Origin of the sequence: Gimesia aquarii (genome assembly GCF_007748195.1) — a bacterium.
Lineage (GTDB): Bacteria > Planctomycetota > Planctomycetia > Planctomycetales > Planctomycetaceae > Gimesia > Gimesia aquarii.
The window spans coordinates 4,970,972-4,984,799 of sequence record NZ_CP037920.1; the positions used below are offsets into that span (position 1 = coordinate 4,970,972).

A 13,828-nucleotide genomic window follows, 5' to 3' on the forward strand; every position below is an offset into this window, starting at 1 on the left:
ATCGAGAAAGGTCGAATCATTCCAGAAAAAATTGCTAAGCTGTCTTACGTAGGGAGTCTGTTTGAATCTGGTTTTCCATCAACAGACTGGCAATGAGAAATTCCCATTCCGTATCGATTTCCCAAGATCTCTTAGTTGGCATCTTGTACCCATACGTTTCATTAATAGGACGAAATGTTTTATCTTCTTTGATCGCATCTGGCCTGACTACATAAAGAGCCCCATTAAATGCATACACATCAGCCAGCACCTGCCTGCGAAGCGCCGACTCTTCCTTTTCTGGAAAAAGTTCTAATAATAAGCCCTCTTCATTCATTCCCCTTAAACAGACAGGATGACTGGGAGCTTCCATCATACCAATGACTGCTTTCGCTTTTTTTTCTCTAGCAAAGTTGATTGCTCCATCGATATCAGCAGCGATACGAAAGGGAGAAGTTGGTTGAAGTAATGTCACATATTCAGTCTCATATTGCTCTTGTTCAGCCAGCCACTCAATGGCATGCAATACAACATCGACATGACTCGAATCATCCAAAGCCAATTTGAGAGGACGAATGAAGGGTACTTCGGCTCCATATTGCCGTGAGATTGACGCAATCTGCTTATCGTCAGTAGAAACGATCACGCGATCTAGTTCCTGGCTCTGTAATGCAGCCTCAATCGTCCAAGCAATCAATGGCTTCCCAGCTAATATTTTTATATTTTTTTGAGGTACTCCTTTCGAGCCACCTCGTGCTGTGATCAACCCAACCACACCGGCCATCCATAGCCTCCTTCTTCATTGTCTCAAGTTGAATCGAAATAAGATATTCATGCAGAAAATAATATGATGTGCAAAACAATCAAAAACTGCTTCCAGTATTAAGGTTACGAATACTATTTAAAACAGATTTTTGTGTAAAGGTTGAACAAAAATAAATCACACTAGCACTTTATGAATTGAAAACGTCAGCGATTGCAAACCCCAAAGATTATACTATGCAAAAAACCACAAAATCAGGCTGCATCTCGCATAATTGGTTGCATTATTTCCTTATCAGACGGCTCTGGAAGTTGAGAATCTGCGTTCTGCCCAACACAAGATATCCCTCCAGCAAATGTAACTCCCACTAAATAACCAAACAGATTTCCTTCTGTTGTATCTAACATCAAAGAATTTACCATACAGACTACAAAATACACGGCAAGTATCGCTTGACCAAGAGCCTGATCTAAACCAGTCATAGATCGTGTAGTACGCCAACAAATCCAAAAGAAACCCAAAAAGAGACAGACACCAATGCCCCCATTTTGAACAAGGAGCATAATATATTCGTTATGAGGATTCGCAGTAGAGATTTGCTTTCTTTCCTGCATTAGTTGCTGATATTTTAAATTAAAACTACCTATACCTGAGCCAAATATTGGACTTGACTTCGCCAAATACAAACTGTTTTCATAAAACTCAATTCTCAGATCAACACCTCTATGTCTTATTTTAGACGCGTTATATTCATTAACCTCTGAAATGGCTTGATTAATGCGATCCTTAAATATTTGTGACTGACTGTATGCAAGAAGCCCGATTCCTCCAATACAAATAGCTGCAGGAATAAGGCCTTTAAAACCAAACTTCTGGCACATTAACACACAAACAAGAATTACCATAGCAAGGTAGCCAGATCGGCCTGGAACCAACGCAATGATATTAAACGTTGCCACGAGCACTAATATGGCATAGGGCCAGCGCCGCCTTGGTTTTTCTAGAAACTTCCAAGCAGCTAGATATACCAGAAATGCCATGAGGATATTCTGGGTAATTCGATTTTTAAAAATAGACCGATTTATAAATGGATCATCCATCCCAATGAGAGGCCAAAATGAATAGTAAATTGACCCGATCAAAGTAATCACCATCGCCACTTCAAACATCTGAATTCCATAGCGACGTGCTTTGGGATCAAGAAAAAAAGAGAGATAAATCGGAATCAAAATAAACTGTCGGTATTTAAATAAATTTCGGGCAGCAATCGAAAATGATTCCGGCGTGTAAAAAAGACCAAGCATAAGAAAACTAAAGAATACTGCTGATGCTGCTGAAACTCGATATTTTTTGAGTATCTCAAATGAAACTAAATACTGCCCTGATATAACCCAACAGAGAAGCACTCCAAAGCTCAAAATCGATGTCAATGTTGTTGAAACAGGGATTGCAAATCCCGTTGCGATTGAGAGTAAAATTCCCGTTTGGCAAGCTTGCTCTTTAAATCGCGACCGATTCAAATTCATCAAATATTGAGGACCAGATTGCCTCAAATTACCCTCAAAAATGTGCATTGTGTTAGATCCAGTTTGACAACTTTACCTAAATGTATTGTAAATAAAGGTCAAAAGTCGTTTGTGCCCACCAAATAGAAAGAACTACTACATATATTCAAGGCTTCAATAGCATGAATTTAGATATATTGCGATACTAATTTTCCAATGAAGCCAAGTAGCGGCATACTGCGAAAAAATCATTGTTAAAACTACCAATGAGGCTCTAAACCACGAACACTACACAAAAAAATCAAAAACACAATAACATTAGCTAAATGGATTTACATTGCCATACTTTTAAAAGTCTTCTTTCCTATCGAGATAACATCCAACCTGGACCGTTTTTTTCTTGAGGTCTTTACCCCACTCTTTGTTTTCGGAAGCACTTTCCCCCTATTATATAGTGAATTTTGAACAAAACTGCCTACCCTATCGAATTCGATTTATCTTTACAGGCCTAAAAAGATCTTTTAGAATAATTTTACTCCTCTCATTACTATCACTTCTTCATCTTTGCCTGTGATAACTAAAGAATCATATCCTCAAAACTTAGAAATCCTCCTTTCAACAACTACTTCAAGTCAGTTGTGCTAAATTCTTTGGTCCAGAGAGACTACCAATGCCCCCCCAATCAACGAACCATTTAGTCAAATTATTATTTCTTGGAGTCCTGTCTACTTATTTGTTACTCATTATCTTTGGTGTAAAGGAGTTTCAAATATGGCCCCAAATTGAATTTTTGCGCAATCAAGGTGTAGAACTCAATTTCACAACAATCTACTTTCATCCACATGGGATGCGATTTTTATTAGTATCTCCGATCTACCCGATAGCAAACTTACTTCACGCAGACCCCAATAAGATTTTTTCTTTAACTGTTGTAATGATGTGTGTCATCATCTCAATTACGCTTGCCAACGCGATTGCACTTTTCCAGAAAGTAAAAGATATCTGGACAATCAAGTTGATGATCTTTCTCTTTATTGCATTACTCTCTTTGTTTATGAATGGTAGGTTAATATTTGGCTTTTGTGCGTATTCCTTATTAATCTATAGTGCTTTCCTCTGGGAAAAAGAAAGTGATTATAAGAAATCTCTCATCTCATTATCCTTGATTTCACTCGCACTTTTTCTCTCTTCGATTAGCAGCGGAGTAGCCATCTCATTCTATTTTCTTGCGGTCTCTCTCATGTTAGTGTTTCTTAAGCACGCCTTTAAAAAAAGGACTACGGTCTATACCTTCTTTGCACTCTACGTGTTGACCCTATTCCTATGCTATACTCCAATCATATGCAGCCTGATACACAAAAACATTTTGTTCTTCGGAGAAGGGGGAACTGGCATCCTTGCTATGACACAACACGGGACCTTGAGTTGGCTCAGGGATTTCTTAGAATTATTTATCAATCACATGCCCCTTCCACCAGCAGAACCTGAAATTGAAAAACACTTACTTTTAAAAATCTTGCATGTTGGTTTTGTGGTTCTGTTAGTCAGTTTCATCTATATCTACCGAGGCCAATTCTCCCACAAACCACAGCTATTATTTACAACATATTGCATGACCCTAATCTTACTCTTATCATCTTTTGCTTATTCCATACTCATGATGGCGTTTATTCCGGCCATCATCATGCTAGCCATTTTATCGAGTCAATTCAGAAGCATTAGAAGGCACTTTTTTGATGGCTATCAAGCTACAACACTGAATAAAACATAACACAGAATTCGAAGCTTGCTTAATTAGTGCCTTCACAAGATAACACTCTTTGGATCGTCTTCAACATAATGCTTAGATCTAGCTTAAGACTACACTTTTCTGCATACATCAGGTCATATGAAATAGTGGCTTCTTGAGAAAGCTGGCTTCTACCCGAAACTTGAGAAAGACCTGAGATCCCCGGTCTAACACTCGCTCGTATCTGTCGGTCCACTTTTGAGACGTCTGCTAGTTCAAATCCGACATAGGGACGTGGGCCTATTAAACTCATCTCTCCCCGTAAGATATTGATTAATTGTGGAAGCTCATCCAAGCTCGTTTTTCGAATAAGCTTTCCTATTTTTGTGATTCTTAAGTCATTTTTCTTAGTAAACTTTGGTCCTGTTTCTTCGGAATCAGATCTCATCGATCTGAATTTCAAAATCACAAATGGCTTTTCATTCACTCCAAGTCGTTCTTGTTTATAAAAGACAGGACCGGGCGATGTTTTCTTTATAATTAACGCAATCACTAGAAAAACAGGAGATAAGATCAAAATGGCTATCAAACTTAACAATAAATCAAATGGACGTTTCAGAAAGTATCCTTTATTTTCAGATAACCCAAAAAGCCTTTGATTTTCTTTGATTAATTGAGGGTCAAAATGCGGGCTTCCTGTTTCTGTTTTTTTTGTATAGATTGATTCTTGCGAGAGGTTTAAGTCATCCATGAATAGCACTTTTATAAATAAAATTGATCATAAAAAATATTCTTTCTTAAGCAGATTTTTTCATATCTGTTTGAAAATCAGTAGGACTATTGATTCCTAACTCTGAATAAGTGGGCGCGTGGTCAAAAGTTTCATCAATAAATGTTCGTTGCCAAAGCTCAAACGCTAATAGCGCACGAATTGCACGAGTATGATTGACTTGATTCGATTGATGCTCTTGAATCATCTCACGAACTCTCTCAGGGCGGAACAAGCCTCGTTCTAAAGATCGAGATGAACACAAAACCTCATTGACAAACGGGGATAATTCATGCTTAAACCATTCTCCAATTGGAACTGTAAACATTTGTTTTTTACGATAGATAATATTTTGGGGAAGAATTTTCTCACAAGCTTTCTTCAAAATCGATTTCGTCACACCATTACGAATTTTTAATAAACCAGGAATTCGAAATGCCAAATCGACCATTCGATAATCTAAATATGGGGCTCGAGGTTCAAGAGAAACAGCCATTGCCATTTTATCGGGTTTCACTAAGTTATTTCCCGGTAACAATAACCTTATGTCCAAAGCCATTGCTTGATTTATCGGATCTAAGTGACGAAACTCCTTAAGATGAGAAGTAGCATAAATAGAAGCATCAACTTTACCCAACTTGCTTTTCGCTTCAGCAGAATACAATAAACTCTTAGCTTCGGGCTGCATTAAGCTAATTGCTTTTATGTAATCCGTTTCTAGATCCTCGCGCGGTATCATTAAATTCCGATTTGCAAAGAAATTTCGATGAACATCATAACCTGCAAATAATTCATCTCCCCCATCCCCAGTCAAAACCACTTTTACTGACTGCCGCGCAAGATGGCTTACCCAATAAGTAGGCATAAATGAGACATCTCCATGTGGCTGATCATTGTGATATCCAGTCAAAGGCCAAGTTGCAATGAGATTTGGATTCATAATCTCACATGTGTGACGCGTATTACAAAGATCTGAAACTTCTCGTGCATATTTTGATTCATCAAATCGAGGATCATCAAAACCAATACAAAAAGTTTGAACTGGATTTGGCAGTTCTCTGCTCATTAGAGAAACGACAGACGAACTATCGATTCCCCCCGATAGAAAGGCTCCTAATGGAACATCTGATCGCAATCGAATCTTGACAGCTGCTTGCAATGTATCAACAATTTCTTCGCACCAAGAATCTTCTGTACGAGATTCGATAGGCTTTTCTGCCAGGTTCCACCATTGCTGCAACAATGAACCCTGTGGGGTGATCTTCAGCATATGCCCTGGCATCAAATGATGAATGTTTTTAAAGAGAGTAATAGGAGGAGGCACAAAATTGTAAGTAAGATAAGCATCAAGTCCTTCCCAATTCATTTCTGCTTTAACGCCCATTGCGAAAAGAGATTTTATCTCTGAAGCAAACAAGAATCGCTTCCCATCATCATACAAATAGAGAGGTTTTTGTCCGATTCGGTCACGAAACAGTAATAGTGATTGATTACGTCGATCTATAATCGCGATCGCAAACATACCGTTTAGTTGGTTTACAAAATTTTCCCCATCACGCTCATAAAGCCTTAAAATCACCTCAGTGTCGCAGCTAGTTCGACAAGAAAGCCCCTCTGCTAATTCCTTAAAATTATAAATTTCTCCATTCTGAACCACTATGATTTGTTGATCATCAGAAAACATGGGTTGATGTCCGCCAGAGAGATCCAAAATGGAAAGACGCCGGTTTCCAATCAACATACCATCTGTTTCATAAAATCCCTGATCATCGGGACCTCGGTGGAGTATCCTTTCACAAGCCTGTTCTGCTAATGCAGTGCCAAAGGGACGATTTTCACGATCATACCCACCAATAATACCACACATTACGAATCCTTCCGTCCCCTTAGAACAGCCGTGTTCAGATCACAAAAACATAAAAGCGATGTAGCTGCCCGCAAAATTTCGCATACCAGCCTCCAGTAAAACGAACTGCTTTCCGATTAATTCTGATTCTCCTGAACTTGAAGTCGGGCATTTTCAATATTGTGGGGTTTTTTAGGAAGATCAATTTCTGGCAAATAGAGAAATAAATCTACTGCTTCATTAAAAACTCAGCCCAACTGATCAAAAATATACTCAAATGTTTAGAAAGACAGATTTTTTCTTTTATCACACTACCTTAGTTTCTTGAAATTTCCTTTTGTTTATTTATAAAGCGCTGCCAATTTAACTATAGCAACTTCAACACTTTCATTCTCGAACTAAATTACCCTGAAGATACTACAGTAGACCAGTAAACAGGCTCGTCCTATGACAAACGACAAATTGCGTTGATTTTCGCATTTTAAGATCATTACGAGTTGGGAATCTAAACTGCGGACTCCCTCGAGTTTTGTTGAGTAAGTTCTGGTAGGTTTCATCTTGACAGAATCTCAAATATCTCAGTTAATCTGCGATGTTTTAATGAGAAACGTTCTGAATTTTAAATATCAACGAATTTTACAGAATCACTCATCATGCTCCCCAACAAAAAATTGAATCGTGTCCTGGCGGTCTGCTATGGAGGTGGACACGTTCTCATGCTGATTCCTGTTCTCAAACACCTCGTATCACTGGGTTACGAGGTTCATGTGCTTGGGCTGACAACTGCCGCCACTCCATTGCGAAATGCCGGATTTGATCCATTAGGCTTCCAAGACATCATTCGACCTGAAGATACCCAAGCCCTAGCACATGGAAAAAGGTTGGCGACCGAAATGCATCAGGGAAATAAAGTGAATTCCCTTAAGGAATCCATTTCCTACTTGGGTCTCTCCTACGTAGACCTGGAAGACCAGCTTGGTATTCGTGGCGCAGAGCTTGCATTTGAGCAAAAAGGGCGACAAGCGTTTTTACCTCTCAATCCGATTCGTCGTTTTTTTGATCAAATTCAACCAGACGTGCTTTTAACAACAAACTCTCCCAGAGCAGAACTAGCATCAATTCATGTTGCTGCTGAACGTGGCATTCCCTCAGTTGGGGTCCTTGATCTCTTTGGACTACAACCGTATAACGACATTCCGGCGGACAATGTTTGCGTCCCTTTCAAACAGGCTGTCTCAATCCTGGTAGATCGCGGTTTAAAAAAAGAAAACCTCGTTGTTACCGGAAATCCGAACTTCGAATGGGTTCATGAATTCTCCCTCAAAAAAAGTCAACCTGAATCGTTTTGGCGGATTCAACATCAAGTTGAACCTGAAGATCTTCTGGCACTATATGCGATGAAGCCCAATTGGGATCAACACGAAGAGATGATTGTCAGTAGTCTGGAAAAAGTCTTACCTCAGAGACCTTCATTGAAGGTTGCGGTAAGGCCCCACCCAAATGGTGATCGTAGTCTGGCAGAAAATGTAATAAAACGTTTGGGGAAGGCATCTTTTCTGAATGAAAATACTCCCTTGCCTCTCACAATTGAATCTTGTGATGCATTAATCACCCATAAATCAACAGTCTCTGTAGAGGCGGCTTTACTCGGTCGGCAAGTTGCCTTGTTTCATTCAAATCACGATTACCCAACTCATGGCATTCCCTTACATCTCTTTGACTGGGGCAGTTTCTCAATCACCATTGATGAAGGAATCAACGCACTTTCACAGCTGAAAAAAGAATCAACTGAAACACAGCACCAACGCGGAAAAGCAATTCGCGAAGCCTGGAACTGTGATGGCCAATCTCACATACGCATTGCAAACGTTGTGATTCAAGCTCTAAAGAACAAGAAAGCAATGAAAGCAGCATGAGAAAAAATGCAACCTCACTATTAAATCATCAGCCTTCAAGAAACAGAATTTCATAACATAGCAAACATTATTGCAGGTATCGCTTGAAAACTTCAAACACACGACCACATGGAATTATGTTTCATCATTTTTATGATGAAAAACATATCAAAGGGCAAGGCTCCATTTCTCAGGATGATCTTGCACAAATCATAGAGCACTATCAACAAAACCATCATATTTTACAGGCTAGAGAATGGTTAGAGAAAGCTGTTCAAGGCTCACTTTCCCCAAACGACGTCTGTCTGACTTTTGATGATGCACTACTATGCCAGTATGAAATTGCACTACCGGTTCTGGAATCATTTGACTTGAGTGCTTTCTGGTTTGTCTATTCTTCTGTCATCACAGGCGGTACGGAAAATCTTGAAATCTATCGAAAATTCAGAACAGTCTGTTTTGATAATATTGATGACTTCTATGAAAGTTTTTTTCAAACAGTCGCTTCATCACAATACCAGAAAACCGTTGAAGAATCATTAAAAGACTTTTCTGCGGATGAATACCTTAGTCAATTCCCCTTCTATACAAATGAAGACAAGCGATTTCGTTTCGTGAGAGATATGGCATTAGGAGTCAAAGCATACAATGAAATTCAGGACCTCATGATTCGCAAGCGGAAAATTAATATACAAAGTTTTTCGAGTGATTTGTGGATGAATAAACAACAAGTATTTGAATTGCATTCTAAAAACCATATTGTTGGTCTGCACTCTCATACTCATCCCACAGCACTGGCCTCTTTAGCCGCGAAAGGCCAGCGAAATGAATACGAAACGAATTATGATACGTTAAATCAGTTACTAAACTCAGCATCAGTGTCGATGTCGCATCCCTGTAACTCATATAATAATGATACGATCGAAATTTTGAATGACCTTGAAATCAAAATTGGTTTCAGATCAAACATGAAAGAACATCCTTTAACGAATCTGGAATTTCCCCGAGAAGACCACGCTAATATCATGGAGAGAATTGCAGCATGAAAATCACTGTTTTCACCAGCAATCAGCCTCGGCACCTTTCCTTGATTGAGTCACTCGCTTCGATTGCAGATGAAGTTTATGCAATCCAGGAATGTAACACAATTTTTCCAGGTCAAGTCGCTGACTTCTTCAAACGGTCTGAAGTCATGCAAGAATACTTCAGTCATGTTTTAAATGCAGAAAAGGAGATTTTCGGACGGCCTCGGTTTTCTCCACTGAATGTCAAATCACTGTCGATGAAGCTCGGCGACCTGAACCGATTAGAACAGGATGCGTTAAAGCCTGCTCTAGAAAGCGATTACTACATAGTATTTGGGAGTAGTTTCATTAAAGGAAACCTTTGTAATTTCCTGGTAAATCAGAAGGCTTTAAACATCCATATGGGGGCATCACCATACTATCGTGGAAGCAGCTGTAATTTCTGGGCAGTCCAGGAGGGAAATCCCGATTATGTGGGAGCAACAATTCATCTTCTGACAAAAGGTCTGGACTCTGGCCCGATGTTATTCCACGCATTACCAAAGCCACAAAAAATCACACCGTTTGTGCTGGGGATGCAAGCCGTAAAGGCAGCTCATGAGGGATTACTCAGCCATTTGAAATCAGGTACGATTTTCGATTTTGCTCCCGTCACTCAAGATAAATCTCAGGAACTCAAATACACTCGAAACAGTGACTTCACAGATGAAGTCGCATCCCATTATTTGAAAACCGCGCCTACATCAGAAGAGGTACTTCAATCTTTGCAATCGCGGGATTTGTCCAAATTTCTGCACCCTTATCTTGGTTAATCTGAATTGTAGGCAACTCCCGAGAATTAAGTCACTACTCAAAAAAAGTGGTCCCAAGGAGTTCAGAAAACACATGCGATACTTGTCCCACAATCAATGGGAGCATCTTTTCACCTTTTTCAGCAGATGCCAGATCGGGACGACCTGTTGCCCCCTTTTGCGTACGCTGGTACATGTCATTGCAGAGATAGACCCCATCGACCACATCCAAAGCGTAGTCATCAAAGTTTTCAATTTTTGCTTTGTGTACCAATTCCGGACGGAGGTGCATGATCAAAGAGGTTTCTGCCTCGCAGGCATGACCAACAGTTTTGCATTCGCCATCCATTAAGGAGGCAATCTCTTTTTCTGCGATAGACCAGTAAGACGCCGCCATTAATTGACAGTTTTGATAATTTACCTGAAGCCGTCTTAAAGAAATTTGCATGGGACCAATATTTCCTCCATGTCCGTTTAAGATCAACACACGACGGAAACCATCATCCAACAGCGACTCACATATTTCACAGAGCAGAGTTTCATAGTTTTCGACACGTGAAGTCAAAGTCGCGCCCCACCTCAAATGATGCTGGCTGGCACCAAGCCAGAGTGTAGGTAATAATAATACGGATTCTTTGAGTTTCTGTTCCACTTGCTCAGCTACTGCGGTAGTGATGATTGTATCTGTACCAGTTGGCATATGAGGACCGTGTTGTTCCACAGCGGCAATTGGCAAAACAACAAGCGTCTCATCGCGAGAAACATTCTTGAGTTCAACTGCAGTCATTTCCATATACTTCATCTGACAATCACTCTCTTATATCTGTACTATTTTTTGTGTCGACCTTGAATTACAGTCCAAAAAGTAAGTGGTTCTGCCTCCGAATCTTGATGCTCAGCTCCTGTCAGGAAACTGACGAATAAGCTTATCCCCATAGTCAAACCGAATCCGATCGGCCAAAACCAGACAGAAAACCAATCTGAAGCACCATACATCAATGCAATTGTAATCACAGCTCCCGCCAGAGTTCCCACCATGACTCCTGCTGTGGTTGAACGTTTAAAAAAAAGAGCCATTATGAACAATGCCAGTAATGGACCACCAAAACCGGCGGTTACTTTTTTTCCAATTGCGAAAACATCTCCCATCTCACTCACGTTGCAAGCCAAAACGACAGATAGTAAACCTATCAAAATGACTAATGCACGATCCTGCAAGACTTCGATTTTATTACTTTTCGGTTTCCAATGCGCAAAATGGCGATCCCGAAAATCCACCATCAAAGCTGTAGTAACAGAATGGATACCCGAATCAATACTGGACATCACTGCGGCCATCAACGCAACTAAAAACAAGCCCACCACTCCAGGAGGAAAATGCAACCTTACATATTGAGGCAAAGCCTGATCCTGCAGATTCAATGCCCGAATATCTTCGGCAACATATTCAGGATACGATTGGTAATACTCGGGAACAGACATTCTATTTCTATGATCTGTGCCTTTCGTTCTCCAATCAGGCAACTCTCCGTCGAGTTCTGCCGCCAGCACCGTCACCATCTCTTCTGGAAATTGCTGATAATGAGTATAAAGGCCAACCCCAACTGCCAGTAACCCTGGAACCACAGTCCACATCCCAATCACATTAATCATAAAACCGACCTGTGATGTCCTCTCAGATCGAGCGGCAATATATCTCTGCACGGCCACTTGATCTGCCCCAAAGGCGGAAAGTGCTTCTAGAAACAGCCCGATCAATAGAGCCCAACTGCCGTACTCGAGCGTCATAGAAGGTGTGAAATCAACCAGCAAGTTACTTCGACCTTCAAAATAAGTCGAAATGACGCCTGAAACTCCCAGTTCAGTTTGACTAAGAATCAAACCGAGAGTCAATATAATAGTAAGGGTGAAAATAAAAAACTGTATTACATCAGTCCACATCACAGCCCGCAAACCACCTAGCATTGTGTAGAAGATGGAAACAATTCCCAGGACAACTATCACAGAAACTTGCGAGACCTGCATTACATTTGCCAAAACCACAGAAGCTGCAAATGTGGCAGATGCCATCCAGCCAATACGTAAGAGAACAAACAATCCACTAGCCAGAGAACGCACCGAAACATGAAATCGACGTTCCAGATACTCATACGCCGTCTGGCAATTCAAGCGGGAATAAACAGGAATAAAGACCCATAAAATCAACGGCGCCATCAGGGAAACAGAGACTAGAAATAAACAGATTCGCAGCCCACTTCCGTAAGCAATGGAAGGGTACATGACAAAGCTGTTAGACGAAAATAACGTCGCCATCACACTCAAACCTACAGGAAGCCAACCCATAGACTTTCCTGCAGCGAAAAACTCTTTACGTGATTGGTTACGACCAAAATAGATACCGAGTCCCACCGAGACTAGTAAATAGGCTAAAATCACGCCGTAATCAAGCAAATGCATCTTGCAATCAGTTCTGAAATCATTCAAAAGTCAACAACGAGAGATCTCGTTGTATGATGTGAACTCAAAAGAAGGTCAGTAGACATTTCGATCTATCCTGTAAATCAAAAAAAGATCACTTTTGGAAATAAGACCGAATGATATTCATAATATCAAAATCTACCGATATAAAAAGCAAACGCTATAATTCTTCAGTATTTTCTGGGCAAAGTTTGCTACAATCAGCCCAGCACTTCAAAATCAAACGTAATAGCGAAGCAATTTTCGAGAATTCAGTGACAGTAATTATCAGAAAGATATGTTATGACGACGGCAGTCTGCTTCCAATGTGGCCATTTGAAATTTGGCTCATTTGTCCCCTGCGATCAATGTCAGGCAAGACCTCGTACAGACGATGAAATGATCATCTCACTGGCGATGACCGATCATTATTTTGACCAGGCAACATTGGAATCGATGCGCAACTACATACTGGAGCATGGGCATGCTCCCGATCTTGATCCTGAATCCAAGAAAACATTTCGTAAAACTTTTGAAGAAGTTAAAGCCAGTGGAGCCATTGAAAAAATGTTAAATTCATTCGAAGATGATTCAGAATAATATAGTCGTTTTCCCCTGCTGACTAACTAAGCTTGACTCCCATCTATTCGGCCTACCTATGTTGACAACAATTCAATGGACTTATCTTTTTTCGATCCTTCTTATTGCCCTTGTTGGTGGATATTTTCCTTTTGCGAAACCAGAACAAGTTCGCACAAATGGTGGATTTCCGCAAGGGGAAGCATTTTCGTCTGGTGTTTTTCTTGCACTTTCATTAACGATGTTACTCCCTTCTGCATTTCAAATCTTTCGGCAACAGCTTCCAGATTTGAACTATCCAATCGGTTCCGTCATTGCCATTATCGCCTTTTTAGGTTTGCTTGCTATGGAACACATGACGACACATGCAATCGAGTGTGAACGAATCAAGGTAAAAAGCGACCGTTTGCCAGCGAGAATTCCGTTGATCATGACATCAATGATTGCACTTCCCTCATTCTTTTTAGGCACAACGCTAGGGATGAGCGAT

The 13,828-nt window shown here is 40.3% G+C and carries 12 protein-coding genes (1 of these 12 only partly in view); 6 read left to right on the plus strand and 6 right to left on the minus strand.

Translation table 11 applies throughout. The features are described from left to right. Nucleotides 1-34: 34 nt before the first annotated feature. A complete protein-coding gene (locus V144x_RS19245; RefSeq protein ID WP_144987191.1) occupies nt 35-763 on the minus strand; it encodes an acylneuraminate cytidylyltransferase family protein in 729 nt (242 codons plus the stop codon). A gap of 233 nt (nt 764-996) precedes the next feature. Further along, nucleotides 997-2,316 (minus strand): O-antigen ligase family protein, encoded by a 1,320-nt coding sequence (locus V144x_RS19250; protein ID WP_144987193.1) that lies wholly within the window; start codon nt 2,314-2,316, stop codon nt 997-999. Nucleotides 2,317-2,917: 601 nt separating this feature from the next. On the opposite strand from V144x_RS19250, the gene V144x_RS19255 reads away from it, so the two are divergent. Then, nucleotides 2,918-4,018, plus strand: a complete 1,101-nt coding sequence (locus V144x_RS19255; RefSeq protein ID WP_144987195.1) for a hypothetical protein — start codon at nt 2,918-2,920, stop codon at nt 4,016-4,018. Between the two features lie 19 nt (nt 4,019-4,037). Here V144x_RS19255 and V144x_RS19260 read toward each other — a convergent pair whose 3' ends face one another. Both V144x_RS19260 and asnB read right to left on the minus strand, forming a co-directional pair. After that, nucleotides 4,038-4,727 carry a sugar transferase gene (locus V144x_RS19260; RefSeq protein WP_144987197.1) on the minus strand — a complete coding sequence of 230 codons (690 nt, stop codon included), beginning with the start codon at nt 4,725-4,727 and terminating at the stop codon, nt 4,038-4,040. A 46-nt stretch (nt 4,728-4,773) separates the two neighbouring features. Beyond that, nucleotides 4,774-6,612 carry an asparagine synthase (glutamine-hydrolyzing) gene (asnB, locus tag V144x_RS19265; RefSeq protein WP_144987199.1) on the minus strand — a complete coding sequence of 613 codons (1,839 nt, stop codon included), beginning with the start codon at nt 6,610-6,612 and terminating at the stop codon, nt 4,774-4,776. Between the two features lie 632 nt (nt 6,613-7,244). Between asnB and V144x_RS19270 the strand changes: the two genes are divergently transcribed. The 3 genes from V144x_RS19270 to V144x_RS19280 all read left to right on the plus strand — a co-directional run bounded on the left by V144x_RS19270 (nt 7,245) and on the right by V144x_RS19280 (nt 10,323). Further along, nucleotides 7,245-8,507, plus strand: coding sequence for a hypothetical protein (locus V144x_RS19270; protein ID WP_144987201.1), 1,263 nt, complete (start codon nt 7,245-7,247; stop codon nt 8,505-8,507). A gap of 83 nt (nt 8,508-8,590) precedes the next feature. Beyond that, nucleotides 8,591-9,532, plus strand: a complete 942-nt coding sequence (locus V144x_RS19275; RefSeq protein WP_144987203.1) for a polysaccharide deacetylase family protein — start codon at nt 8,591-8,593, stop codon at nt 9,530-9,532. Continuing rightward, nucleotides 9,529-10,323, plus strand: coding sequence for a formyltransferase family protein (locus V144x_RS19280; RefSeq protein ID WP_144987205.1), 795 nt, complete (start codon nt 9,529-9,531; stop codon nt 10,321-10,323). Before V144x_RS19275 ends, V144x_RS19280 begins: the two co-directional genes overlap by 4 nt. 34 nt (nt 10,324-10,357) lie before the next feature. Here V144x_RS19280 and V144x_RS19285 read toward each other — a convergent pair whose 3' ends face one another. Together V144x_RS19285 and V144x_RS19290 are read right to left on the minus strand one after the other, a co-directional pair. After that, complete coding sequence (locus tag V144x_RS19285; RefSeq protein ID WP_197998523.1) at nt 10,358-11,089, minus strand: creatininase family protein; 732 nt, start codon at nt 11,087-11,089, stop codon at nt 10,358-10,360. A 41-nt stretch (nt 11,090-11,130) separates the two neighbouring features. Continuing rightward, nucleotides 11,131-12,759, minus strand: coding sequence for a sodium:solute symporter family transporter (locus V144x_RS19290; RefSeq protein ID WP_144987208.1), 1,629 nt, complete (start codon nt 12,757-12,759; stop codon nt 11,131-11,133). Between the two features lie 303 nt (nt 12,760-13,062). Between V144x_RS19290 and V144x_RS19295 the strand changes: the two genes are divergently transcribed. Further along, nucleotides 13,063-13,359, plus strand: a complete 297-nt coding sequence (locus V144x_RS19295; protein WP_144987210.1) for a hypothetical protein — start codon at nt 13,063-13,065, stop codon at nt 13,357-13,359. Nucleotides 13,360-13,417: 58 nt separating this feature from the next. Further along, nucleotides 13,418-13,828, plus strand: the 5' portion of a protein-coding gene (locus V144x_RS19300; RefSeq protein ID WP_144987212.1) for a ZIP family metal transporter. 384 nt of this gene lie beyond the right edge of the window; only the first 411 of its 795 coding nucleotides appear in the window; it begins with the start codon at nt 13,418-13,420; its stop codon lies beyond the right edge, outside the window.